This is a genomic window from Paenibacillus sp. WLX1005 (genome assembly GCF_046603685.1).
Classification (GTDB): domain Bacteria; phylum Bacillota; class Bacilli; order Paenibacillales; family Paenibacillaceae; genus Saccharibacillus.
Window position 1 is genome coordinate 2,460,086 of sequence record NZ_CP176756.1, and the last position, 23,765, is coordinate 2,483,850.

Consider the following 23,765-nt stretch of genomic DNA (forward strand, 5'->3'; position numbering starts at 1 on the left):
GCTATATATCGCGCTGTATCCCACAAGCGATATCGTGATATCACCAACGTCGTTATATCATTAACGACATAGGCTGCGCCATGAATCCAAACATCAATACGTGTACATTCAGGTATGTCCATACAATAGAAATAAGTGACAATCAGGTGGAGGAATCAGCAATGAAAAATCAAGCTTCCGTGATGAACCGGGAACTGATAACGAAAGCATTACAGCAGTCGTTTGTAAAATTAAACCCGCTGCTTATGATCAAAAATCCGGTCATGTTTGTCGTCGAGGTTGGATTGGTGATCAGCATTCTGCTGATCTTCGTTCCAAACGCATTTGGCGAATCGGTATCGACTGGTTTCAATATTACCGTTTCTCTGATCCTGCTACTGACGATACTATTCGCCAATTTTGCCGAAGCACTCGCAGAAGGACGCGGTAAAGCACAAGCAGATTCACTCAAAAAAACGAAAAAAGAAATTACCGCCCACAAAGTCGATGGGGAACGCATCATCGAAGTACCGTCCACCGATCTGCGCAAAGGCGATATCGTCAAAATAACGCAGGGTGAAATGATCCCCGGTGACGGTGAAGTGATCAAAGGTCTGGCCTCTGTAGATGAATCCGCCATTACCGGTGAATCAGCACCTGTGATCAAAGAAGCCGGTGGCGACTTTAGCGCTGTGACTGGCGGTACCATGGTCATCAGTGACGAGATCATCGTGCGCATTACTAGCGATCCCGGTGAATCGTTTATGGATCGTATGATCAGTCTCGTGGAAGGTGCTGAACGTCAGAAGACGCCGAATGAGATTGCGCTCAATACCGTACTGATCAGCTTGACCATCATCTTCCTGATGGTTGTTGTAACCTTGCCATTTATGGGCAACTATCTCGGCATCAATCTGGCTGTACCGGTATTGATCTCACTGCTAGTCTGTCTAATCCCGACAACAATCGGTGGGCTGCTATCTGCAATCGGGATCGCCGGGATGGACCGGGTTACCCGCTTCAATGTACTGGCAATGTCTGGTAAAGCAGTCGAAGCATCCGGTGATATCAATACGATCATTCTCGATAAAACAGGTACCATCACCTACGGTAACCGGATGGCGAGCGAATTCGTTCCAACCGACGGTCATACCGCTGAAGAAGTCGGACAATGGGCAGCGATCAGCTCCGCCTACGATGAGACACCAGAAGGACGTTCCGTACTGGAATTGATGAAAAAGCAAGGCTGGACGTTTGATCAGGATGCATCTGTCGGTGCCGATGTGATTGAGTTTAAAGCTGAGACGCGCATGAGCGGTCTGGATTTAAACAATGGACGCAAAGTACGTAAGGGCGCTGTTGATGCAGTCCGTAACTGGGTGACCGCTCAGGGCGGAACGATCCCGCCATCGCTGCAAGCAAGCAATGACAAGATTGCTTCTGCGGGCGGTACACCACTCGCTGTTGCTGTCGATAACGAAATCTACGGATTGATTTATTTAAAAGATACCGTCAAAGCAGGCATGCGCGAACGGTTTGAACAAATGCGCAGTATGGGGATCAAAACGATCATGTGTACCGGTGATAACCCGCTGACCGCTGCTACGATTGCTCGCGAAGCAGGGGTAGACGACTATATCGCCGAAAGTACACCAGAAGACAAAATCGCTGTTATTCGCCGTGAACAAGCACAGGGGAAACTGGTCGCCATGACCGGTGACGGTACGAACGATGCACCTGCACTGGCACAAGCGGATGTAGGTATTGCGATGAACAGTGGTACAGTGGCAGCGAAGGAAGCTGCCAATATGATCGACTTGGATTCCGACCCATCCAAAATTATCGAAGTCGTCGCGATTGGTAAACAATTGCTTATGACTCGCGGCAGTCTGACGACCTTCAGTATCGCCAATGACGTCGCCAAATATTTTGCCATTATCCCGGCAATGTTTATGGTCGCTATTCCTCAAATGCAGCTGCTGAACGTCATGAATCTGCATTCACCAGCATCAGCGATCCTGTCCGCTCTGATCTTTAACGCGATCATTATTCCCATTCTGATTCCGCTGGCGATGAAAGGGGTCGCTTACAAACCGATGAGTTCCACCCGATTGTTGCGCCGCAATTTGCTCATGTACGGCGTGGGTGGTGTGGTCGTTCCATTTATCGGTATTAAGCTGATTGACCTTATCGTCCAATGGTTTGTCTAAACGACATCCTATCCAGCAAACCCCAATTTGAGAGGAAGACATTATCGTGAAAAATGTATGGATAACTTTGAGAACAACGGCGATCTTTTTCCTGATCTGTTGTGTCGGTTACCAGTTGATCGTGACTGGTATTGCCAGCGTCGCTCTGCCCAAGCAAGCGGCGGGCAGTCTCATTTACAACAAAGACAATCAAGTGATCGGATCCGAGCTGATTGGTCAATCCTTTACTGATCCACAGTACTTCCAAGGACGCGTATCCAGTGTGGAATACAATGCCAACGGTTCAGGCTCTTCCAACTTAGCGCCTTCCAATCCAGAGCTGATCAAACGGATGCAGGAGTCCATCGCTACTTGGCAGCAGCAAAATCCGAATGTACCGATATCTCAGCTGCCGATGGATCTGATCACCAACTCCGGTTCCGGTCTTGACCCGGATATTACCCCGCAGGCAGCACAGGCGCAGATTCCGCGCATTAGCAAGCTGACAGGCGTGTCAGAGCAACAATTGCAAAGTCTGATCACGCAACATACTACTTCGCCGCAACTGGGTATCTTCGGCGAACCGGCTGTGAATGTACTCAAGCTGAATATCGCACTGCAACAATTCAAAGCAGGTTCAGGATCATGAGTACCTTCCGGCGCAAAACGCCTGAAGAGCTGTTGCAGATGATCTCCAAGCTCAAACAGGGAAAACTAAAAATCTATATCGGAGCCGTTAGCGGCTCCGGTAAAACATACCATATGCTGCGTGAAGGCCAACTGCTCAAACAGGAAGGTCTTGACGTGGCATTATGTGCTGTCTCGACCTTACAGCGTCCAGAAACGGTGCAGCAATTGGGCGATCTGGAGCGTATTCCGAGTATCCACTGGATGAAGACGGACAAATCCGGTCAACCGGTCGAGCAAAAGGATCTGAATCTCGATGCTATTGTAGAGCGCAATCCAGAAGTATTGCTAGTCGATCATCTCGCTCATCGCAATCGTCCAGACGCAACTCATGAAACTCGCTGGGAGGATATCCAGTTCTTGTTGCAGCGCGGTATTAGCGTGATGGTTACGGTTAATGTGTATGAGCTGGAAGGAGCAGCGCAACTGGCACGGCATTATGTCGGTCGCGAAGTTGATTGTACTGTGCCGGAGGATGTGCTTGTGCAGGCGGACGAGGTACGATTGATTGACGTAACGCCGGAAGTGATCTTGCAACGTCATTCTGCCGGACATCTGTCAGGTAGCACAGATAGCGATTATTTTGAAAAAGGCAATCTGTCTGTATTACGCGAACTGGCACTGCGTACCGTAGCAGAAGGTGTGAGCGGTACATTGGAAAAGCATCGCGCCGAACAAGGCTTGAGCGGACCAACCGGTACAACAGAGCGGATTATGGTGCTGGTACAATATCATTGGAACGGTTCGATTTATATCCGGCGCGGGCAACAGATTGCGCGGCGTCTGAGCGGTGATCTGCTAGTCGTTTCCTTTCGCAATCGCGGAGTGAAACCAACGAATGAGGAAAGCACCTTTCGGCGATCTTTTCGCGATTTGACAGATCAGGTAGGAGGCGTATTTGAGGAGATTCTGATTCGCTCACGCTTTGATCTGTCCCGGCAAATGGTGCAATTCGCTCGTCAGCATCAGGTGACTCGCATCGTACTTGGTCATTCCCGGCAAAAGCGCTGGCAGGAGCTAATCAACAGTTCGGTGGTGAACGGATTGCTGCTGCATACACGGCATATCGATATTTTTCTGATGGCAGATCGTGCCGAACAGGAGGGAGAGCGCATTTTGCCAGCGCGCACTGCTGCTGTGAAAAAGCCGGAAAATTATCGTCGTCTGCCGTCCGATGAGATCAAACGCCAGATTGAGCACATTCAGCGTGGCACATTCAAAGTGTATGTAGGCGCAGCGCCCGGTGTCGGCAAGACATATACAATGTTACGTGAAGGCAGAGAACTGATGCGCCAAGGCATCGACGTAGTGATCGGTCTACTGGAAACGCATGGACGCAAAGAAACTGCTGAACAGGCAGAGACATTGCCCTTAGTACCACGTCAACAAATTCCATATGGTGAACGGATGCTGGAGGAAATGGATGTGGATGGTATTATCCGCCGCAATCCTGAGGTAGTACTAGTGGACGAACTTGCACACAGCAATGTACCGGGCAGCCGCAACAGTAAGCGGTACGAAGATATTCGCGAGCTACTGGATGCAGGGATTGCTGTGATTTCTACTGTGAACATTCAACATCTGGAAAGCTTGAACGATGCAGTAGAACAGATTACGGGGATCCGGGTGCGAGAAACGGTGCCGGATTATATTTTACATCTGGCAGACGAAGTGGAACTGATTGACGTAACACCGCAAACACTACGTCAACGGCTAAGTGAGGGCAAAATTTATGCCGCTACCAAGGTAGAACAGTCGCTGAACAACTTTTTCAAGCTAGGCAATCTGATTGCGCTGCGAGAATTGGCATTACGCGAAGTAGCGGATGATGTAGATGAACGTCTGGAGTCGTGGGAGCGCAGTGCATCATTACGTGGACCATGGCGCAGAGAGGAAGTGATCTTTGTCGGAGTGAAGCTGGATCATGAAGCCGAACGATTGATCCGCCGCGGATTCCGTACCGCCTACCGGTTAAAGGCAAAGCTGATCGTGACGTATATTCATACTGGTAGTGAACAGTCGCTGACTGAGGAGCAGCGAGTGAAAGCTGACAAATTCGGCAAATTAACCCGGCGACTGGGCGGACAATTTGAAGTACAATATCGCCCTCAATGCGTAGGCATGAAGCAGCTCGCACGCTGCATTAATGAAGAAGCAGTACGACACGAAGCGACCCAGATGCTACTCGGACAATCAAGCACACCACGCTGGAAACGGTGGGGTCGCGAATCGATTTTGAAAAAAGTACTGCGTGAATCGCGGAATATGGATGTGTTAGTCGTAGCCGACAGAGATTGAGTGCTCCTGTGCGGCTACGACTTTTTTGTGTTTTGTCTCTTCACAGTAGTATCGTTGTATACTCATGAACCGATACGGATATTCCCTGATGTCGAGCGGAGCTGAATCTCACTTTTGGGATTGATATTGTGCTGTGGAACCGTTACTGTACCGGATTCTGATTGTGCATCATATCCAGTAGAAGTAGCTGGAGGATGCGCAAGTGTAATATCGCCAGAATCAGTCGTAATCTGCAAGGATTTGTGTTTGGATGGATTCTCATTCTGATCAGTAAGCGTCATCTGATTAATGATAATGTCACCCGATTCCGATTGAAGATGAGCGGAACCATGCAACTGCTGTACATTCAGTTTGCCCGAGCCAGCGCTAGAAGTCAGTTCGCCTTGAATCGAACCGAGCTTCATATCACCGGAACCAGATTGTACATTTAGTGACGAGCCTTCCCATTGTTGCAATATCATATCGCCTGACGATGTTTTTAATGCTACATCACCATTCAGATGTTCTGCTTTGATTCGCCCAGACACGGACTGCACAGTGATCTGTTGTGCCTGTACATGATTCAGGTTCGTCTGCGCGGATGTAAGATGGAAATCGGCACTGTCCAGACTATCAGGATTGGCAAGTTGCACAGTAATATGCTGTACGTGCGGAGATAATTTGGGCGTTCGTAGCTGCCATGGCTTGCGCTGCAATTGCATCTCGATATTCAAAATTCCATTTTGCAGATTGGTTTGCTGCAAGTTGGTGCGAATAGCCGAGGTGACTTCACCTTCCAGCATAATATGATCCTGCTGATCTGGGCTGTCTGTAAATTGGACGGCAATCTCATAGCCGGATTGAACGCGTAAATGCTTGAACTCACCGCTCTTTGCTTGCCATTGCCGGGTATAGACTTCATTAGTTGGTGGACCATTCAGTTGTAGTGCATTCACGCCCCATATGCCTACTAATATGATCAGCAGCACGGGCACAAGTATGTAAATCCATCTATTTCGCATCGTTACCTCCTGCGGTGGATACGGGTTAGATTATCGTACCATTCCCGTTTTACGAAAGCAAAATGGACAAATAAAAACCGCTTCATGCCTGACTTGCAGACATGAAGCGGTGGAGTAAAGCGTCATATGTGGATCAATCATTGCAATGAGACGTAAATGAACTTAGTAATTAACGCGTGTACCGATACTGTTCAGCATCGCTTCGGTAAATTCACCAGTTGCTACATAGTTTACAGTTGTGATATCGGATTGAGTGCTATGCAGACCATTGTAGATTTGTACAGAAGCATCGTTAGTCAGACCTGCGCTCAGTGCTGGAATGATAGTTTGTTTGGTATCAACTGTATCACCAGCTTGTGCTTGGCTGATTACGCCGTCTTTGCTGTAAACCCAATCGATGTTGCGACCTAGTTGTTGATAATCAGCAACCGGAGTGATGAAGTTTACGGAAGAGCTGTAAGCTGCTACATTTGGCGTGGTACCTTCTGTGTTACTTACGTTGCTGTATACGCCAACAGTCAGATCTGGTTTGATTGTTTTGATGTCTGTGCTTACTTCTGTGATGTAGTTTGCCAGTTGATCGGATTTCCATTGATTCCATTGTGCAATTTTGGAGTTGCTGGAGCTTTTAGTGAAATCGATTTTTTTCGGATCAACATTGTTAGTGCTGCGGAACTGGCTGATCGTTGTTGTGTTCATATCAACACGATTCGTATCAAAGTCCATGCCGCTTAGTACAACACCGTCTACATTGTAGTTAGTAACTACTTCTTTGACGATGGAACGTTCGTAACTTTGAACATCAGCATCAAACGGATTTACATAGTAGCTGCTACCGTTTTGACCAGTGTAAGTGGAGATGTTGCCGTTATCGTTGATCGTACGCATTTGCCAAGAAGAGTTTACACCGATTGCGGCTTTATCTTGGAATTGTGGAATCCAAGCTTGTACTTTAATGCCATATTCATGTGCTTTTTCAATAACAGCTGCCAGAGCGTCAAAGTCAGTGTAACCTTCAGCTTCAGGAGCGATTTTGCTATCGTAGAACGCATAACCGGAAGAACCGTTTACGTCGCTATCTTGTTTTACGCTCATGTTGATGACGGATACGTGATTGCGAGCTGCTTGTATAACAAACGAGTTCACATCATCGGCATTTTTGAAATTGGCTTCGGTTTGGACGGTAACTTCTGTAGTGATTGGAGTGGTGGTTGTTACGACATCGGCTGCATTCGCAGTAGAGACTTGCCATGGCATAATAGTCAGGGCCAGCAGAGCGGCAGACAGGGAGTAAGCTAATTTTTTCATCATTGATCGCGATCCTTTCGTTATGAAAACATGGTGTATAAAAGTGGGCAAATTCTTAAAACGACACATTCTTACTTTTTACAACTGTATCATTATAATATGAATAAATAATGAACGGTAGCGACAGCAGAGCGTGTAACACAGAGCCAGCAGAAGAAAGACGGACGAAAGGTTGGAAACCTTACAATTTTGCCAGCAATAAACTTAATTTTAAAGAATTTTGCACTATTATATTAGGTATACTATATATTACGTAAGCTAAACAAAAAAAGTTGCATTTATTTTTAAAATATTTTGAAAAAAATAAATTTATTTTGAGAATCGGCATTTTATTAACGAAAGACAATTATTGGTTTACAAAATAGGTTGTTATTATTGGTTAGTTTGCAGATGATCGACAATGGGCAAAGTTTTAACTTGCCCGCTTTTCATGGTAAGGTAGAGAGGTGTCTCTATCAGAGGTATTATCCGTTTTATCGGCAGCGGTACAAAAGATTGAAGGGATTGGAACAACTTTTTGTAGAGATTCGCGTTTAACCACATAGAGACCAGATTATGAATGAATGCTCAAGTTTCTCCGCTGGAAGCTAAGCGGCTGTCTATTTGCTAGTGAACGGACAGTCCACCATCGCTGCATACATAAAGACAGACAGTGATATATCGGAATTCAATCGGTTATTGGCAGACATCAACTATCATTTTACGAACAGAAAGGATCGACATCATGAAGACATTCAAAACATTACTATCTCTTGGCTTGCTCGTAACTTCATTTACACCGGCATTGGCAGCACATGCAGAATCATCCACCACGACTCCGCAGGCAACGGTTCAGACAACGACTGCAACAACGGAATCAACCAATGATGCTTCAGCATCACAGAATACAGCACAGGAACAACCATCCATCAATTCGCAATTTTTTGCCAAGCAAAAAGCAGCAGTGTTACGCGATCTGGCTGGTAGCGATCCAGTAACAACTGCGGGTACGGAAGATCAGAGCACAACGAGCACAAGTCAACAATTGAAAAAAGCAGATTATACCTATATGACTGTTACCGGGGAAGTGTACAGTTCCCAGCGTGGTTATCTCGGTTCAGCGAAAAAGGATGACGAGACTGACAACTCACGTAGTGCCACCCAGTTTGATCCGAACAGTCCGATTTCGGTCAAAGATGTGAATGGTGGAACAACAGGTGCATTTGAACGTCGTCAGCTTGATTTTGAAGGCTTTGACAGTATTAACTCGGACATTACCTTGCCAACAGTAAGCGGATTGGGTGAAGGGGAGCAGCCGTGGGTATATTATGGTTTTGATTCGCAAAGCGGCAATGCGATCGAAGCCGGGTACGCATATCAAACGGGTACGCATCGCTGGTTGCCTTATATTCGATCCAATGGATTTTACTATGGTGATTCTACCGTACAGAAATACGACACCAACCAGATCAAAAATGTGAAATTCTATCTGGCAAAAACGGTTAGCTCGGATACGTATTACAGTGCCTATTTTGTCGTTGATAATGCGCAAATTCTGATCGCACCTACCAAATGGACAGATAGCGATACGAACTCGACTTCGGTCAAACGCGTAACGTCTATTGCCAAAAAAGCATTTGATGGCAGCAATATTCTAGGTCGTACGATGAATCAGCGTTACGAGAATGTACAGGTGTCTCGTTTTAATGAAGAACAGGCGTATCCATGGAGCCAGTACACCGAATATACGCAAAATCGTAACGGACGCTGGTACGGAACACTTGATAATTCACCGAAATATGTACATCGTGACTGGATTAATTCTTCTATTTATAGCGATAATTAAAAGACGCATCTACTATATGCTCCCAAATAAAACCAGCGTTTCCCTATATCTGCTAAGGGAAACGCTGGTTTTTCATGATGCTGCTCATTTTTAAGTGGAGTAGTGCAGTTAAATTTTCACGCTTGGCGCTACTTGTAACAGTTCCAGATGCACATCAACGGTATCTTCTTCATTTTCAAGCTTCGGCACCGAAGTGAAATAACTGTGTACCGTTGCTTGGAATGCAAGTTGACGGCCGGGCACCTGAACATTGATGACCGACTCATATAATGTAGAAGTGACATCATGATACTCCTGTTGACCTGTAATCACAAAGTCAAAAACAATCAGTGTACGTCCGGTTCCTCCATCTGCATCATTCAATTGGTCTTCCCGGTAATTCAAACCTTCTATTTGCAAATCGGCAATATGGATTAACGTGGATACGTCGGAAGTTGACATGGGATATCATCCTTTCTATGCACTACCTCATAATAAATGTTTGTAGTTCACGTTAACCGAATTGTTCATGATTCAATCAGTACTCATCCAATCTTCAGATATCTGCCATGGCAGTTAGAATAGATTATCGCTTGTGCTGAATTTCTTCCTGTGCGGCAGTGATCCATTCTTCGATTGCAATTGGCTGTTGCTCTGTCTCATTATAGCGGCGCACATTCACCAAACCGGATTGTTGTTCCTTTTCACCCACAACGAGAATGTAAGGAATCTTTTCCTGCTGTGCCTGACGCATTTTGTAGCCGAGCTTGTTGCCGGATAGATCGGCTTGTACACGAATATCGGCAGCTGCCAGCATTTGTTTCACCTCATGTGCATAATCGGCATAGTGAGGGGAGACAGGCAATACTTTGGCTTGGATCGGAGCAAGCCATAACGGAAAGGCACCTGCATAATGCTCAGTTAAAATGCCAAGAAAGCGGTCAATGGAACCATATACCGCACGGTGAATCACGACCGGACGATGCTTCATACTGTCTTCGCCGATGTAAGAAAGGTCAAATTTCTCTGGCATCTGAAAATCCAATTGAATCGTTCCACATTGCCAGCTTCGTTTTAGCGCATCCAGCACATGAAAGTCGATCTTCGGACCGTAAAAGGCACCGTCGCCTTCATTTAACCGATATGCCACTCTGCGTCGCTCCAGCACATTACGTAGCGCTTGCTCTGCCTGCTGCCACAGTTCCTCAGAACCCATAGAATCATCGGGACGTGTCGATAGCTCCACTTCATAATCAAAGCCAAACACTGCATACATCTCATCAATCAGATCCATCGCACGCCCAATCTCGTCTTCAATTTGCTTCGGCAATACATACAGATGCGCATCATCTTGGCAAAATGTCCGTACTCGCATCAGTCCGTTTAATGCCCCGGAAAATTCATGCCGATGCACCTGACCGAACTCCATCATCCGCATTGGTAGATCGCGATATGAACGCAGTTCGTTTTTATAAATTAACATATGCCCCGGACAGTTCATCGGTTTAAGGGCGAAGCTCTCCTGATCAACCTCGGAAAAATACATATTGTCCTTGTAATGATCCCAGTGACCAGATTGTTCCCACAACTCGCGATTCATCATAAACGGAGTACGCACTTCCTCATATCCGCGCCGCAGCTGAATATCACGTGAGAAAGATTCCAGCTGTGTACGCAGCGCCATACCTGCTGGCAAATAAAATGGCATGCCCGGCGCTTCTTCTGAGAACATAAACAACTTCAGCTCGCGACCAAGTTTACGATGATCACGTCGACGTGCTTCCTGCAACCATTGCAGATGCTCATCAAGCTGTGCCTTATGTGGGAAAACAACCCCGTATATGCGCTGCAAAACGGCATTGTCAGCATCACCACGCCAATACGCGCCAGCAACACTCATCAACTTGAAATGCTGCAATTTACCTGTCGATGGTAAATGTGGACCACGATCCAGATCGCTAAACTCTCCCTGTTCATAGATCACAAATTCATCATCCTGCTGATTATCCTCAATCATTTGCAATTTATAAGGCTCATCACGCTGACCGAAAAAGTCCAATGCTTCCTGCCGATTCAGTACACGGCGAGTGATAGGGAGCTGCTGCGAAGCAATGCGCCGCATCTGCTTTTCGATAGCGGCAAAGTCATGCTCTGACAATGGTTGCTCCAATGCAAAATCATAATAAAAGCCCTGATCTACAGACAGCCCGATCCCTAGCTTAACCTGCTGCTCGCCGTATAATTGCTTAACTGCCTGAGCGAGAATATGAGCGGCACTCACCTGATAAATCGGCAATGCGGCTGGATCGTCATCAGTGATAATTTCGAATGTGCCATTCGCGTGTACCGGAGTTTGCAGATCGACCATTTGCCCGTTCAACCAGGCAGCGACAGCACGTTTACCGAGTGAAGACTGGATAGAAGCAGCAATGTCATGCAGTGAAGTACCTTGTTCAACGATGCGTACTGAACCATTTGGTAATTTCAATTGAAGTGGATCTAACATAGTGAAAACCTCCCAATGAATACAATGATGAAAGCGCAAAAAAACACTCAATCCCAGTAGGGACGAGTGCGCTTAGCTCGTGGTTCCACCCTTGTTCGATCTGTTTCCGTAGTCACATGAAGTAATGATCCTGATAATTGCTTCCATGTCTGCCCGAAAGCAGATCCTCATTGGCATCCGTTAACGAGGATGAATCGGCAAAACCTAGACATACGCAGCGGACAGCGACAGGTAATGTTGCTTACTACAAACTGTCCGGCACATGTTCGGCATTGCAGCTACAGAGTGGTAATTCCTCAACCGTCGACTGGAGAAGTTCTCAGCAATCACTTCTCTCTCTGGACAGCGCATGAAGGGAATCCTGTCTCCGGTCATCGCCAAAATGTGTTATTGGTTCTCGATTATAGGAGTCGTTTGGAAAAAGGTCAAGAGGGGAATTGGAATTTATTTTTCAGAAGGAGTGTATGTGGAGATGAAAAGAGACAGGAATTTTCAAGAGAGATGATAACGTAAAAACGATTTTTCTGGTGAAGTTATAACAAGAGCAACAAGCGGAATTGTCCAGAAATGGTAAAGAAAAAAAGTAAGACATTACAATAAAGCAGGATATGAGAGTACAATATACAGATAAAAAGTTGTGAATTTCATGTTAAGCAAATTTTTTTGGAAAACAGCAAGTGAAATTACAGGGGTAGGCGATTTGTTTGCAGCAGGCTCCCAGCCGATGAGTGTAAGCAAGACAATATCCGCGCAAATAGCAAATAATTGAGATGTTGCTGAATTTCATGAGAAGGTCTATTATTCAGAAGAGATTGAGTCGATTCAAAATGATGCAATACGGCATATAGTTATTTGACAGTGATATTGATTATATTGATGAAGGAATGTCTGAAACTAGTAAATATAGTGCTGCTGCTATAGATCAACAAATGAACATGCATGGAAATTACTGAACTAGGAGAGGATACCAAATGACACTTCATTGCGCTATTTTGGATGATTATCAAAATGTTGCGTTTTCGATGGCGGATTGGTCTGTGCTGGACGATCAAGTGGAAGTCAGAAACTACAATCAGTATTTTCAATCCGCAGATGAACTTATCCATGCTGTGCAGGATTGCGAAATTCTAGTCATTATGCGTGAGCGAACCAAATTTCCAGCGGACGTGTTACAGCGTCTGTCCTCTCTAAAGCTTCTCGTGACGACCGGGATGCGCAATGCGTCTATCGATCTACAGGCAGCACACCAACTCGGCATCACAGTATGTGGAACAGGTGGCAAAGGTGCAGCACCAACTGAGCTGACATGGGCACTCATTCTCGGAATTACGCGTCATGTGGTGCAGGAAAATAACGCTTTTCGCCAAGGCGATGCATGGCAGAGTACCATCGGCATTGGTTTGTATGGGAAAACGCTCGGTTTGATTGGACTGGGCAAAATCGGTAAAGCTATGGCAACAATCGCGCAAGCGATGGGCATGTCTGTACTGGCATGGAGCCCCAATCTAACTGCTGAACGTGCGCAGAAAGCGGGTGTAACCTTGGCAACTTCCCTGCATGAATTGCTGCGTCAGAGTGATATTGTGTCAGTGCATATGGTGCTGAGTGAGACGACCCGGCATTTGCTTGGTAAGCAAGAGCTGGAGCAGATGAAACCAACCGCGTATTTGATCAATACTTCGCGATCTGGATTGGTTGACCAACAAGCGATGGTCGAAGCATTACAGCAGCACACAATCGCGGGTGCAGGATTGGATGTATTTGACGAGGAGCCTTTACCGCTGGATCATGTGCTACGGACATTACCTAATGTATTGGCAACACCGCATATTGGATATGTATCAGACGATAATTATCAGACATTTTATCAGGATGCGGTGGACGATATTGTGCAATTTTTGCAAGGAACGCCAGTAAGAGAGTTGAGGTAACTGCCAGAACATTGCCTGAATATCCAAACTTTGAATTTCAACCATTTGCCACATGCAGCTCGTATTCGTATGTGGCTTATATTCATATGTAGAACTCTTATTTACGTTTATACAACTCTCTACACTTTAATTAAAAAATCAATACGTGAAAAATTCATAATAGAAAACCACATATACAATATCTTGTTCATATGAACATTTGCACTGTATTGTGCACTCTACACCATAACAAAGTAACAATAGCGATAGTACTTCAAATGAAAAACAATACCAATCAATGCTATTTCCATCCAAGAACAATAGTATGCATTGAGTAAATGAACAGCGATACGATCCGTTGTTTGGAAGCAAGCCTTTATTGGCAAAATAACAACATGTATTCAACCTCTCCAATCGCAATTCCAGTTGAAATACATCAATATACAAAGAGCAGGACAGCTTCTAGTTCCAGAAACCATCCTGCTCTTTTATCAGGTTACGCCTGTGCGATATGCTGTTTAATAAACAATGCCGCCCGATCAAGTGCCTGATCCGCTTCGTCTAATATACCTGTGAACGCTTGAAACACATGTGGAACATCAGCGGTAATATCCAGAATCACATCGACACCTGCCGCGCGTGCACGCTCTGCAAGCATAGTCGAATCGTCCAGCAGCAATTCATTCGTGCCAACTTGAAGTAATAATGGTGGGAAGCCTTCGAGCTTGCCATACGTAGCCGGACTGACCCATTCATGACGAGGGTCTTGCCCTGCAAGAAACATAGCATCTGTATGATCAAAGTTCTCACGGGCGAAGAATGGATCGACATCTGCCTTGCTGCTCATGCTGGCACCAGAGTGCGTTTTATCCAACCCTGCCGAAAAGGTAATCACTGCCGCGGGTATCGGTAAACCAGCATCGCGAGCCATCATACATACAGCAACAGCAAGTCCACCCCCTGCCGAATCGCCAACCAATACGATATCAGTTGCATTCGTTCCGTTTGCCAGCAATTCGCGATAAGCCGCAAGACCATCTTCCATCGCTGCTGGAAAAGGATGCTCTGGTGCTAACCGATAATCGAGCGATACCGCACGAATACCGGTTCGGCTCACCAGACTACCTGTTAGCGACATTGCGGTAGTTGGAGAACCGACAACATAAGAACCGCCGTGAAAATACAGTATGATTCCGGCATGCGTATGTTGTTCATGATCCACCTGTATTGCCGGACTATTGCCAAGCGTAATCGGAGTTTGTGTAATCATAGTGGGCACATACATATTCGACATCAAAGCGGCGAATCCAGTACGCATTTGCTCTGGTGTTTGTGGGACGAAGGTGGCGGGGCGTTTTAGCTTTTGATTCAATTGGGTGCGTTGTTGTCGTGTCATGGATATACCTCCAGCATGAGTGATTTTGTACAATGCAGTATACTGCTTGTCATCTATATGCAGTATAGATCATAATAGTGACAGAAATTGTCGTAAATATTCATACATATAGAATCTATCCAGTTAACAGTGAAAGTGAAGTGAGCATATTGTCCAAATCAGATCTGTCCAAAGCACAGCGATTGATGCAATTGATGATGGCAGTCAATCGCAAGCGACAGTTCAAAGTTCGTGAGCTGGCAGAAGAATTTGAAGTGTCTACACGTACGATTTTGCGGGATTTGCAGGAATTGAGTGAACTGGGCGTTCCGCTGTATTCAGAGGTCGGTCCACATGGCGGCTACAAAGTACTGCGCGAACGTGTATTACCGCCTATTACGTTTACCGAAGTGGAAGCGGTAGCGATGTTTTTTGCTTCTCATGCGCTGCGTCACTATTCATCTCTACCATTTGAAGAGGAATCGGTGTCTGCACTGCGCAAGTTTTATTTACATTTACCTGGTGATGTACGAGACAGCATTGATCGTATGAAAAGTCGGCTTGATTTTACTGCGCCTACTAGGCGGCAAAATGCACCTTATTTGCCACTGCTGTTAGAGGCGGCAGTAGCGCAAAAAGTGCTAGATATTACTTATGAGCCAGAAGACCGTGCCAGTAGCCAACGAGCGATTCAACCGGTATTCATATATACCAATCAGGGATTTTGGTATTGCTCGGCGTATTGCTTTTTGCGTCAAGGGTATCGTCTATTTCGCTGTGATCGTATTCGAACGGCAGTGTATGATACATCCGGCTTGCAGCCATTGGAGTTAGAACCTTCGAGTAGTAGCGGCTGGTATGAGGAACCGTCTGTTCCACATTCATATCGTATTCAAGCCAAGCTGAGTCGACGGGCGGTGCAGCGTTGTGAAGCGGAGATGTGGATCTCACTAGATATACACGAAGATGGAAGCGGGCAATTGGATGCAATGGTGCCGGAAGAGGAATTGAGCTTTTATGCTAATTTTTTCATTGGTTTAGGTACAGAGGTGATAGTCGAACAACCAACAGAGTTAAAAGATGAGATTCGTCAACAGTTGTCTGATCTGGCTGCACATTACAAATAACCCCAGCATAACAGCGATAATACTGTTACACTGGGGCAGATTGGTATTATAAAATTGGGGATAACAGACGGGCGAACGATTCGACCACTTTGCGATACCATGGGCGATTCTCGTATGCTTCCAGTGTCAGCACATCACTATCACGAATATCTTGCAAGAACAATGCTTCCAATTGCTGTGCTGTCTCAGAATCGTATAACACCGCATTGATCTCAAAGTTCAGCTTGTAGCTACGAATATCCATATTGGCGGTTCCGACCGAGGCGATTTTACCGTCGATGACCATCGTTTTGGCATGTAAAAATCCTTTATTGTACAAATAGCAATGCGCATCCAATTCCAACAGCTCCTGCAAATAGGAGTACGAAGCCCAATACACCATCAGGTGATCCGGTCGTTTGGGAATCATCAGATACACTTCCACACCAGATAAAATCGCCGATTTGATCGCTGTAATCATACTCTCATCTGGGATAAAATACGGTGTTTGAATCATAACGCTACGTTTCGCTTCATAGATCATTTTAATATAGGAGTACTTGATCGTTTCCAGACTGCTATCCGGTCCGCTGGAAATAATCTGCATGCCGATATTACCGGAAAATGGCTTGGATACAGCAAACAACGAATAATCCTGATTCATATGCGTATTCAGTGCCAGATGCCAGTCACGTAGAAAATGCGCCTGCATTTGCAAAATCGCTGAGCCTTCTACCCGCAGATGCGTATCGCGCCAGTAGCCGAACTTTTTCACATGACCGAGGTATTCGTCACCAACGTTGAACCCGCCGATGTATGCGCACTCGCCGTCGATAATAACAACTTTGCGGTGATTGCGATAATTCATTTTGAAGTTGATCAACGGAATGCTAGGCGGGAAGAAGGCAGCTGCATGACCACCCGCATCTACAAAATCTTTGAGAAACTTCTTATTCACTTTGGAGCTGCCCCACGCATCATAGATCAGCCGCACGGTAATGCCCTGTTTAGCCTTTTCCGTCAGAGCAGCCAATAGCTGACGACCAAGATCATCGCGTTGAATGATGTAATACTGGATATGAATATATTCTTTGGCACGCGCGATATCACGGAACAGTGCATCGAACTTTTTCAATCCATCTGAGAAAATTTGTACACTGTTGTCCTGCGTATAGAGCGAGTAATTGCTGATTAGATGCATATGCACCAGTTCATGATACTTGTTGATCGACTTATCATTGAAGCTGAATGTGTAGTTATCAAATTCGGCAAGTTGATCATTAACTGCCGATTCAATAATAGAACGGAATTCCTTGCGTAGCCGAAAACGCTTGACCCGGCTCAGATTCTGACCGAGGAACAGATAAACGATAAAACCGACAATCGGGATAAATAGCAAGATCATCAGCCACGCCCATGTCGCTCCAATGTTGCGACGTTCCAGAAAGACGATAAATAGCGCCAGAAATAAGTTGATTACAAGTAATATCCAGGAAAAATGCGAGTAAAAGGTCAACATTCCCAGCTTCCCACCTTAATTAAATTGTCCATCATAAATAAGCACTTTACCAACAGCATACCAAAAAATACGAGATCACACACTACATGTTTATCATTCATATCACAAAATATGGTAAATAATATATTGACATCTTGAAATCATAACTTATTTGTCCATTTTTCATTGCATAAGCATCTATCGTAAACTATAATGATAATCATTATCAATTATGTTTTGCAGATATCATTTTACAACAAACTGCATGAGCAGTTATGTATACAGGGGGAGCTACATATGACACAACAAGGACAGCTGGAACTTTATGATGTAACGATTATTGGCGGTGGACCGGCAGGACTATACAGTGCCTTTTATAGCGGGATGCGTGATATGAAAACGAAGATTATTGAATTCAATCCGACACTCGGTGGCAAAATTCTACTGTATCCTGAGAAAATCATTTGGGATGTAGGCGGCGTGCCACCAATCAGCGGTGCCGGACTCATCCAGAATCTGACGGAACAGGCGATGATATTTGAACCTACGGTTGTGTTAAACCAGCAAATTACTGGTTTGGAGCGATTGGAAGATCAGACATTGCTGCTTACATCTAGCACAGGCGAACAGCATCATACCCGCACAGTTATTCTGGCGCTAGGTCATGGCATTCCGAAAATGCGCAAGCTTGAGATTGAAGGCGCTGATCGCTACGAAGTGACCAATCTGCACTACACTGTGCAGGAGCTGTCGATTTTCAAAGATAAGCATATCGTGATTTCCGGTGGTGGAGATTCTGCAGTGGATTGGGCGAATGCGCTGCATCCGCTGGCTGCGAGCGTAACCGTTGTACACCGCAGAGAAGAATTCGGTGGTCACGAACGTAACGTAATCAGTATGAAGCAAAATTGCAAAGAGATCATTACATCTTATGAACTGACAGGTCTGCAAGGTCAGGGCAGTCTGGTAGAGGAAATTACCATTTGTCATGTAGAAACGAAAGAAACACGTACACTTCCAGTAGATGCACTGATCGTCAATCACGGCATGACGAGCGATCTGAAACCGCTGCTGGATTGGGGTATGGAGCTGGGCGAATACAACAAGCCTGTCGTAGACGAACGTCGTCAAACGAGCATTCCGGGCGTCTTCGCCGCAGGAGACGTCGTTCAATATAACGGCAAATTGTATCTGATCAGTGGAGCACTCGTAGACGGTGCAACCGCAGTGAATAGCGCCAAGCAATATTTGGAGCCAGACGCTTATTCTCAGGCATATGTATCCTCTCACAACAAGAAATTTGAGGATAAAAACAAGGAACTGGAACAGCAAACAGCGCGCGTATAATATCGTTATTTGTAGATTGGTAATGACTGTAATGACTGTAATGACTGTAATGACGGTCATGAATCGCTAACAATGTTACTCGTTTAGAAATAATAAGGTCCGATGGCTCAGGTATATGCCTGAATCGCCGGACTTTTTTGTTGAAAATCAAGCACAATCTTCTCGGTTCAATGATCCTAAACCTTGTCATATAACCAAGTGAGTAGATAAGAATAATTGGCAAAATAAAACTAGACTGGTATGATACATACGAGTGTGATGAACAAAGTGAAAGCGGGGGATTCATGATGACCTATAGTTATGTATCGCATTTGCAATGTCCGGTTTGTCAAACACAGTATGATACGGAGCATATTCATCAGTTGTGCGCATGTGGTTCACCGCTGCTCGTAGAATACAATCTGGAACAGTTAAAACAAGAAGTAAAACGCGAAGACATTCAGCAGCGTAATCCGGATCTGTGGCGATATCATGAATTGCTCCCAGTGAGCAGTTCAGAACATGTTGTTACATTAGGTGAAGGGATGACACCATTATTGCATCTGCCTACACTTGGTGAGCGCTACGGCATCAACCATCTCTATATGAAAGATGAGAGCCTTGTTCCAAGCGGAAGCTTCAAGGCACGTGGTGCAGCTGTTGGTGTATCCAAAGCATTAGAGCTGGGCGTTGAGGAATTTGCGATGCCGACGAACGGTAATGCAGGTGCAGCATGGGCATTGTATGCTGCCCGTGCGGGTATTCGTGCGACGATTGTAATGCCGCAGGATGCGCCGCAGATTACACGTAGCGAGGTTGCTTTGGCAGGCGCGTCTCTTTTTCTAGTAGATGGATTGATCAGTGACGCTGGTAAAATGGTTGCCGAGAAAGTGAAGCAGGATGGCGTCTATGACGCTTCCACATTAAAAGAACCTTACCGAATCGAAGGCAAAAAAACGATGGGACTAGAAATTGCCGAGCAATTGGGCTGGCAAATGCCAGATGTGATTTTGTATCCAACTGGCGGTGGTGTAGGATTAATCGGTATTCACAAAGCATTGAAGGAATTGCAACAGCTTGGTTGGATTAGCGGTACATTGCCACGTCTTGTTGCGGTACAGGCAGAAGGCTGCGCACCTATCGTCAAGGCATGGGAGAATCGGCAAGAACGCTCGGAATTCTGGGAGCAGTCGACAACGATTGCGTTTGGTATTAATGTACCTAAAGCGCTGGGGGATTTTCTTGTGTTGCGTGCACTATACGAAACGAGTGGTGTTGGCATCGCAATATCTGATGCCGAGTTGTTAGAAGTACAGCGCGAAGTTGCTTCACTGGAAGGATCATTTGTCTGCCCGGAAGGTGCAGCCACCTTTGCAGCGGCGCGTAAGCTTGCCGCAGACGGCTGGATCAAACCTGATGAAACGGTTGTAGTACTCAACACGGGCGCAGGCATCAAATATCCAGACACTGTACAGACGGAAGCACCATTGCTGCAAATCGGGGACTCTATCGTTGGTCGCTAATTTTGTTCACTATTCGCAACATAACGGTGTGGAAATATCGTACACTCTATTTTTCATATCTCTGACATGGTACTCTAAAAGAACGAGAGCAGACACTGAAGCGGTACCATATATCATTCCGCGTTCAGATTTTCAACCTGCAAGATCGGCTGCTATCTAATATAATAGCCGATTTAGAGAGTATAGGAGGATTCATGTCCTGGAGTAAATTGAAGCAACAACTGGAAGGGTTTCTCAGCCCTGCATTGGTCGGCAAAGTAGAATACCGGGCGACCAGCTACCGATATTTGCCTGACAAAGCAGGGAACTGTTATATTGCCGTCAACAAAAAGAACGTATTGCAGATGAACGATGTGACTGGTCCGATTCGCTGGTATCAGTCAGAGCAAGAGATTAAGAGCGATCCTACTATTGATATTCCAGTTACAGCAGCGGACATCGAAGCTGTGCGTGTCACAATGGGCGAGAATGTTCCCGAAGATCGTTTACAGGTCATCGCACGCAATCGCAAATTAACGGAATATGCCAAAGAAATGATAGTGGTGCAGGCAGCATTGAGCAAATCGAACTTTACAACTGCTTCAACCCGCTTTCTAGCTACATCGATAGAAGAAAGTCTAGAAAGTAGCGATATGATGCTAAATATACTAGCTCTGATCGATCGTAGAGTAGGCAAAAAGCGGATTCTCAATATGAGTCAGACGATCAAGCTGAAGCATCCTGCTGTGCAATATTTTTACGAATTGCGGCGTAGTTATTCCTAAATCGTTGCCACAAGATACACATAGCCGCGTAAAATATTGTTGATGTTGATGTTGATGTTGATGTTAGTTTTAGTGATGGCGGTAGAATAAGAAGCGTTGTAGATGGCGCGTTTTATTTTATCGCCATCTTTTTGTTTTGCAAACTCGATGCATCTCTATGCCAGCAGAGTATCCACTCCACTTATTGACTCCACATCCAATCCCACTACATCATCTAATTCCTTGTTATAGAACGAAATAAATCGCTATCTATTATCATCTATGTAATTACATAACATCCATAGTATCCATACTCATTTCTATATTGACCTTAACGTTACGTCAATGATTATGCTGGTCATAGGCGGAACGGAAGATTGTCCATTCCGGTCATAATCATATTAAAACTAGAGGAGAATGCTGTGATGAGAATATGGATTAGAAATGCGATCATTATTACGATGGAAGACGGAGATACACCATTTAACGGCGACATAACGATTGAAGGCGATCGGATTACTGGATTGTATCGTGAAGAAGATGTTCATCAGCATCAACTAATTTCGCAACAGTTTGACCGCATGATTGATGCTAATCATATGATTGCAATGCCGGGGCTGATTAATGCGCATCAGCATAGTCCGATGAATCTGTTAAAAGCCTTTTCCGATGATCTGAAGCTGATGGATTGGTTGGAGCAGAAGATGTTTCCAGCCGAAGCACGTATGACCGCAGAAGATATTTACTGGGGTAGCAAAATGTCGATGGCAGAGATGATTCGTAGTGGTACAACGACATTTGCTGATATGTATATTCATATGAACGACATCGCTACTGCGGTAGAGGAGACGGGTATGAGAGCATCGCTGACGAGAGGGCTTGTATTTATCGACGATCAAGCAGAGCAGCGGCTTGTTGAAGCGGTAGATTTGGTTGAGAAATGGCATCATGCAGCTGACGGAAGAATCACAACTATGTTTGGACCGCATTCGCCGTATCTCTGCCCACCAGAACAATTGCGTCATGTGATTGAGCTGGCACAGCAATATAAGCGCCCGATTCATATTCATTTGGCTGAAACGAAGGAAGAGGTCGCTATTATGCGTGAACGTTACAATCAGACGCCAACGCAGTATTTGCATGAGCTGGGGCTATTTGAGAATGCACATGTCTTGCTGGCACATGGTATCCATTTGAATACCGAAGATATTCATGCGTTAACAGGTATGCGTGGAGGAGTGTCACACAATCCGGTTAGTAATCTGAAGCTAGGCTGCGGTATTGCCCCGGTCACGGAGTTGCAGCGTAACGGTATTACAGTTGGCTTGGGAACGGATGGTGCAGGGAGTGCAACGACGCTGGATATGTTTGCTGGTATCAAAACAGCGACATGGCTGCAAAAGCTGCATTACGGTGATCCCACTGTCCTACCAGCATACAAAGCAGTACAAATGGCGACACTAGACAGTGCGAGGTTGCTTAATATAGATCATGAGACTGGGTCATTGCAAGTTGGCAAAAAGGCGGATGTTATCTTGATTGATCTGGATAAGCCGCATGTACAGCCTGTACATGAACCAGTATCCTTACTTGCTTATGCGGTACAAGGAAGTGATGTGCATACAACGATTGTAAATGGACAGATTCTAATGGATAACCGTGAATTGGTCACGATGGATGAACAACTCGTGTTAGCGGAAGGAAAACAGCGGGCAAAGCGCATCGTAGAAGGTGTCTAATATTGGCGTGTGTGATTGTTGAAGCAGTCATGACATTTTACATTACATTTATACTGGTTTTACACAGAGTTGATATATGTCATGAACTGCTTTACAATTTTACAGGAAATCACACACGACAATACATACGCTGATTGCTTGATCAGCGGAGGGGAGTACATCATTGACTATGGAGCACATGGACGAATGGTTGTTTTTATGGATTAACGGTGGGGCAGAACAATTGGCATTTTTGAATCCGCTGATGATCTTTTTATCCAAATATGCGGTTCTGTTCTTTATGATCGGAGCGCTTGTATACTGGTTTACGAGAGCACGGGATAATCGGCGTATGATTGCGGAAGCGCTGCTGTCTGGGTTAATTGGAGTTACGGTAAACTGGATAATTGGAGAGATCATATACAGGGACAGGCCGTTTGTTACGCTGCACGCCATTCAACTGGTCGGTCATGAAGCCAATGCTTCGTTTCCCAGCACACATTCCCTTGGCGCATTTGTTGTTGCGATGACGATCTGGCAGTTCCGTCGTCGTGCAGGCTGGGTATGGCTGATTCTGGCTGCTGGTATCGCGCTCGGACGCGTCTGGACAGGTGTGCATTATCCAGGTGACGTGTTGGCAGGCGCATTGATCGGTATGCTGATCTCGGTGCTGGTGCATCGTTTGTTCACCCGCATCTCGCTGGCAAGCAATCTGATGGAGTTAGGCATTTATTGGTACGAACGAATGGAAAATAAAGTGTGGCCGCGTGCCAGCTACCGGAATCGCTAATTGA

Annotated in this window: 17 protein-coding genes; 11 read left to right on the top strand and 6 right to left on the bottom strand. The window is 45.5% G+C overall.

Annotation, left to right across the window (positions count from 1 at the left end; translation table 11 throughout):
- Positions 1 to 161: 161 nt before the first annotated feature.
- Genes kdpB through ACE3MZ_RS10670 form a run of 3 tightly spaced genes read left to right on the top strand, consistent with a single transcriptional unit; the run spans position 162 to position 5,153 of the window.
- Positions 162 to 2,189 carry a potassium-transporting ATPase subunit KdpB gene (gene kdpB / locus ACE3MZ_RS10660; RefSeq protein WP_411346408.1) on the top strand — a complete coding sequence of 676 codons (2,028 nt, stop codon included), beginning with the start codon at positions 162 to 164 and terminating at the stop codon, positions 2,187 to 2,189.
- Between the two features lie 46 nt (positions 2,190 to 2,235).
- Complete coding sequence (gene kdpC / locus ACE3MZ_RS10665; protein ID WP_411346409.1) at positions 2,236 to 2,817, top strand: potassium-transporting ATPase subunit KdpC; 582 nt, start codon at positions 2,236 to 2,238, stop codon at positions 2,815 to 2,817.
- Complete coding sequence (locus ACE3MZ_RS10670) at positions 2,814 to 5,153, top strand: histidine kinase (protein WP_411346410.1); 2,340 nt, start codon at positions 2,814 to 2,816, stop codon at positions 5,151 to 5,153. The genes kdpC and ACE3MZ_RS10670 overlap by 4 nt, the downstream gene beginning before the upstream one ends.
- A gap of 62 nt (positions 5,154 to 5,215) precedes the next feature.
- On the opposite strand, the gene ACE3MZ_RS10675 is transcribed toward ACE3MZ_RS10670, so the two are convergent.
- Both ACE3MZ_RS10675 and ACE3MZ_RS10680 read right to left on the bottom strand, forming a co-directional pair.
- Positions 5,216 to 6,154, bottom strand: a complete 939-nt coding sequence (locus ACE3MZ_RS10675; RefSeq protein ID WP_411346411.1) for a DUF4097 family beta strand repeat-containing protein — start codon at positions 6,152 to 6,154, stop codon at positions 5,216 to 5,218.
- Positions 6,155 to 6,316: 162 nt separating this feature from the next.
- Entirely contained in the window at positions 6,317 to 7,465 is a 1,149-nt protein-coding gene (locus ACE3MZ_RS10680; protein ID WP_411346412.1) for a family 10 glycosylhydrolase, read from the bottom strand.
- A 721-nt stretch (positions 7,466 to 8,186) separates the two neighbouring features.
- On the opposite strand from ACE3MZ_RS10680, the gene ACE3MZ_RS10685 reads away from it, so the two are divergent.
- Positions 8,187 to 9,287, top strand: a complete 1,101-nt coding sequence (locus tag ACE3MZ_RS10685; protein WP_411346413.1) for a hypothetical protein — start codon at positions 8,187 to 8,189, stop codon at positions 9,285 to 9,287.
- Positions 9,288 to 9,395: 108 nt separating this feature from the next.
- Here ACE3MZ_RS10685 and ACE3MZ_RS10690 read toward each other — a convergent pair whose 3' ends face one another.
- On the bottom strand, positions 9,396 to 9,728 hold the full coding sequence (locus ACE3MZ_RS10690) for a DUF3219 family protein (RefSeq protein WP_411346414.1): 333 nt from the start codon (positions 9,726 to 9,728) through the stop codon (positions 9,396 to 9,398).
- 124 nt (positions 9,729 to 9,852) lie between these two features.
- Positions 9,853 to 11,772 (bottom strand): threonine--tRNA ligase, encoded by a 1,920-nt coding sequence (thrS, locus tag ACE3MZ_RS10695; RefSeq protein ID WP_411346415.1) that lies wholly within the window; start codon positions 11,770 to 11,772, stop codon positions 9,853 to 9,855.
- A gap of 971 nt (positions 11,773 to 12,743) precedes the next feature.
- Between thrS and ACE3MZ_RS10700 the strand changes: the two genes are divergently transcribed.
- On the top strand, positions 12,744 to 13,703 hold the full coding sequence (locus ACE3MZ_RS10700; protein ID WP_411346416.1) for a D-2-hydroxyacid dehydrogenase family protein: 960 nt from the start codon (positions 12,744 to 12,746) through the stop codon (positions 13,701 to 13,703).
- A gap of 475 nt (positions 13,704 to 14,178) precedes the next feature.
- On the opposite strand, the gene ACE3MZ_RS10705 is transcribed toward ACE3MZ_RS10700, so the two are convergent.
- Positions 14,179 to 15,078, bottom strand: a complete 900-nt coding sequence (locus ACE3MZ_RS10705; protein ID WP_411346417.1) for an alpha/beta hydrolase — start codon at positions 15,076 to 15,078, stop codon at positions 14,179 to 14,181.
- Positions 15,079 to 15,242: 164 nt separating this feature from the next.
- On the opposite strand from ACE3MZ_RS10705, the gene ACE3MZ_RS10710 reads away from it, so the two are divergent.
- Positions 15,243 to 16,184 (top strand): helix-turn-helix transcriptional regulator, encoded by a 942-nt coding sequence (locus ACE3MZ_RS10710; protein ID WP_411346757.1) that lies wholly within the window; start codon positions 15,243 to 15,245, stop codon positions 16,182 to 16,184.
- 46 nt (positions 16,185 to 16,230) lie between these two features.
- Here ACE3MZ_RS10710 and cls read toward each other — a convergent pair whose 3' ends face one another.
- A complete protein-coding gene (gene cls / locus ACE3MZ_RS10715; protein WP_411346418.1) occupies positions 16,231 to 17,682 on the bottom strand; it encodes a cardiolipin synthase in 1,452 nt (483 codons plus the stop codon).
- A gap of 276 nt (positions 17,683 to 17,958) precedes the next feature.
- On the opposite strand from cls, the gene ACE3MZ_RS10720 reads away from it, so the two are divergent.
- The 5 genes from ACE3MZ_RS10720 (at position 17,959) to ACE3MZ_RS10740 (ending at position 23,761) form a co-directional block, all read left to right on the top strand.
- Complete coding sequence (locus ACE3MZ_RS10720; RefSeq protein ID WP_411346419.1) at positions 17,959 to 19,008, top strand: NAD(P)/FAD-dependent oxidoreductase; 1,050 nt, start codon at positions 17,959 to 17,961, stop codon at positions 19,006 to 19,008.
- A 287-nt stretch (positions 19,009 to 19,295) separates the two neighbouring features.
- Positions 19,296 to 20,510 carry a threonine synthase gene (locus tag ACE3MZ_RS10725; RefSeq protein ID WP_411346758.1) on the top strand — a complete coding sequence of 405 codons (1,215 nt, stop codon included), beginning with the start codon at positions 19,296 to 19,298 and terminating at the stop codon, positions 20,508 to 20,510.
- A gap of 194 nt (positions 20,511 to 20,704) precedes the next feature.
- Entirely contained in the window at positions 20,705 to 21,274 is a 570-nt protein-coding gene (locus ACE3MZ_RS10730; protein ID WP_411346420.1) for a hypothetical protein, read from the top strand.
- Positions 21,275 to 21,678: 404 nt separating this feature from the next.
- On the top strand, positions 21,679 to 22,992 hold the full coding sequence (locus tag ACE3MZ_RS10735; RefSeq protein WP_411346421.1) for an amidohydrolase: 1,314 nt from the start codon (positions 21,679 to 21,681) through the stop codon (positions 22,990 to 22,992).
- Between the two features lie 169 nt (positions 22,993 to 23,161).
- A complete protein-coding gene (locus tag ACE3MZ_RS10740) occupies positions 23,162 to 23,761 on the top strand; it encodes an undecaprenyl-diphosphatase (protein WP_411346759.1) in 600 nt (199 codons plus the stop codon).
- Positions 23,762 to 23,765 lie beyond the last annotated feature (4 nt).

What these genes read in the sequence shown, in the direction of transcription:
- ACE3MZ_RS10700 (WP_411346416.1), top strand. Translation starts at nt 12,744, where the DNA reads ATGACACTTCATTGCGCTATTTTGGATGATTATCAAAATGTTGCGTTT.
- ACE3MZ_RS10720 (WP_411346419.1), top strand. Translation starts at nt 17,959, where the DNA reads ATGACACAACAAGGACAGCTGGAACTTTATGATGTAACGATTATTGGC.
- ACE3MZ_RS10735 (WP_411346421.1), top strand. Translation starts at nt 21,679, where the DNA reads ATGAGAATATGGATTAGAAATGCGATCATTATTACGATGGAAGACGGA.
- ACE3MZ_RS10680 (WP_411346412.1), bottom strand. Translation starts at nt 7,465, where the DNA reads ATGATGAAAAAATTAGCTTACTCCCTGTCTGCCGCTCTGCTGGCCCTG.
- kdpB (WP_411346408.1), top strand. Translation starts at nt 162, where the DNA reads ATGAAAAATCAAGCTTCCGTGATGAACCGGGAACTGATAACGAAAGCA.
- ACE3MZ_RS10730 (WP_411346420.1), top strand. Translation starts at nt 20,705, where the DNA reads ATGTCCTGGAGTAAATTGAAGCAACAACTGGAAGGGTTTCTCAGCCCT.
- ACE3MZ_RS10670 (WP_411346410.1), top strand. Translation starts at nt 2,814, where the DNA reads ATGAGTACCTTCCGGCGCAAAACGCCTGAAGAGCTGTTGCAGATGATC.
- ACE3MZ_RS10685 (WP_411346413.1), top strand. Translation starts at nt 8,187, where the DNA reads ATGAAGACATTCAAAACATTACTATCTCTTGGCTTGCTCGTAACTTCA.
- ACE3MZ_RS10690 (WP_411346414.1), bottom strand. Translation starts at nt 9,728, where the DNA reads ATGTCAACTTCCGACGTATCCACGTTAATCCATATTGCCGATTTGCAA.
- ACE3MZ_RS10740 (WP_411346759.1), top strand. Translation starts at nt 23,162, where the DNA reads ATGGAGCACATGGACGAATGGTTGTTTTTATGGATTAACGGTGGGGCA.
- ACE3MZ_RS10725 (WP_411346758.1), top strand. Translation starts at nt 19,296, where the DNA reads ATGACCTATAGTTATGTATCGCATTTGCAATGTCCGGTTTGTCAAACA.
- thrS (WP_411346415.1), bottom strand. Translation starts at nt 11,772, where the DNA reads ATGTTAGATCCACTTCAATTGAAATTACCAAATGGTTCAGTACGCATC.
- ACE3MZ_RS10675 (WP_411346411.1), bottom strand. Translation starts at nt 6,154, where the DNA reads ATGCGAAATAGATGGATTTACATACTTGTGCCCGTGCTGCTGATCATA.
- ACE3MZ_RS10705 (WP_411346417.1), bottom strand. Translation starts at nt 15,078, where the DNA reads ATGACACGACAACAACGCACCCAATTGAATCAAAAGCTAAAACGCCCC.
- cls (WP_411346418.1), bottom strand. Translation starts at nt 17,682, where the DNA reads ATGTTGACCTTTTACTCGCATTTTTCCTGGATATTACTTGTAATCAAC.